The organism is Bradyrhizobium sp. S69 (assembly GCF_009766005.1).
Classification (GTDB): Bacteria; Pseudomonadota; Alphaproteobacteria; order Rhizobiales; family Xanthobacteraceae; genus Bradyrhizobium.
Genome location: NZ_LMUK01000044.1, coordinates 1 through 1341 on the forward strand (window position 1 = coordinate 1; position 1341 = coordinate 1341).

The 1341-nt window shown below is 59.5% G+C and carries 1 protein-coding gene and 1 pseudogene; both read left to right on the forward strand.

Annotated features, from left to right (window positions below):
* Positions 1-837 precede the first annotated feature (837 nt).
* Entirely contained in the window at positions 838-1086 is a 249-nt protein-coding gene (locus tag GSQ88_RS24740; protein ID WP_159010401.1) for a hypothetical protein, read from the forward strand.
* A 9-nt stretch (positions 1087-1095) separates the two neighbouring features.
* A pseudogene (locus tag GSQ88_RS35335) lies at positions 1096-1341 on the forward strand (hypothetical protein); the annotation flags it as partial.

Genomic DNA, 1341 nt, shown 5'->3' on the forward strand with positions numbered 1-1341 from the left:
GCCTGAAAGGAGCAAAACCGGTGAGGCAACGAGATCACTTTAGGCAACAGTCCAGACGAGGCAATGCGTGTTCCCATCCAGATTGTCGCGCTACAGCCCATGCACCGAAGCCAGTATCGGACGTGTTCGATAGCTCGCAAGCGAAGCGAGGACTATCGGACATGTACGATACCCCTGCCGAGGGCACCCGAAGGGTGCATGGGCCGTCCAGCTCCGCTGGCCGACCCCTCGCCGCCAAGCCGATGGCGGGCGCCCTTCAGGGCGGATGACAGCGGCCGCCAGCCCGACTAGTTGAGACATGCTTCAGCATGTTAGACGGGTTGGCGGCGAGGGGCCGGGCGGCGAGCCCGACAACGCGGGGGCTTAGGACACTGGTTTTCAACGAGTTTCAGTCGTCGTACGGGTACAAGTCAGCCATACGATTCTCGTACCGTTGACGAGTGGAAATCGGAATGGTCGTCGAGGACTATCGGACGCCAGGTGTTCGATAGCCCGCAGTCCGTTCACACTATTTTTGCTATCGAGCCGCGACACGGGCGGCCGTGGGCGGCGGTTCGAAGATCACGTTCACGTCCCGGCTGCCGTATCGTGGGCACATGAGGCGGCTGCCCAATCTGCCAAGAGGGAAGCGCAGACCCTTGGCCCAGACGAGGGTCTGCATGTCGAGTTCGGCGACAAAGTCGCAACGGATAAGTCGTTTTGGGGCTTCGATCGTGCCTCGGAGGCAGCGGGCGCGGACGCGCCAGCTCAGCCGATACGCCTCTCCAAGGGTCTCGATTGACATGAGAACAGAAAGAGAACAATATCGCGGCGTGGTCAAGATGGTGAGTAGCGGTCATGGCCGATATTACCTATTTCGTCGCGCTGCCGTTCGTGGCGGCCGATGACCGTGTTGCGCCCGGTGAGCCGGTCGAATGCCTCAGCGCGAGAGCCGCTATCCTCCGCGCGGAATACCTGTCGCGGCGAGAGGGAATCGTGGGATCGATCGCGTTCAGCCGGAGCGGCGACCTATCTTCCGGTACATTTGAAGATGCCCAGGTGCTCAAGAAATTCGGCGATGCGCCGGATGATCTGAGCGGTCTCTAGGAGCGAACAGTGTTTGCAATTACGGACGCAAAGGAGTTTTTCGCGAAGGTAAAGGACGACTTGGCAGCGCTCGAAGAGAAAATTGATGACTCTGGGCGCGCGATGAACTGCATACTGTCCGCATACCATCTGCACGAATGGGTGTGGGCCCACTTGCTGAAAGCGAAGGCGCCCAGAACGCTCGGAAGTGTGATGATCAACGATAAATCCTCATTTGTCGCTTGGTTGGAGACGGCTTGCCCACATTTCCTCGTG

Coding starts and splice junctions, on each gene's coding strand:
- GSQ88_RS24740 (WP_159010401.1), top strand. CDS start 838: ATGGCCGATATTACCTATTTCGTCGCGCTGCCGTTCGTGGCGGCCGAT.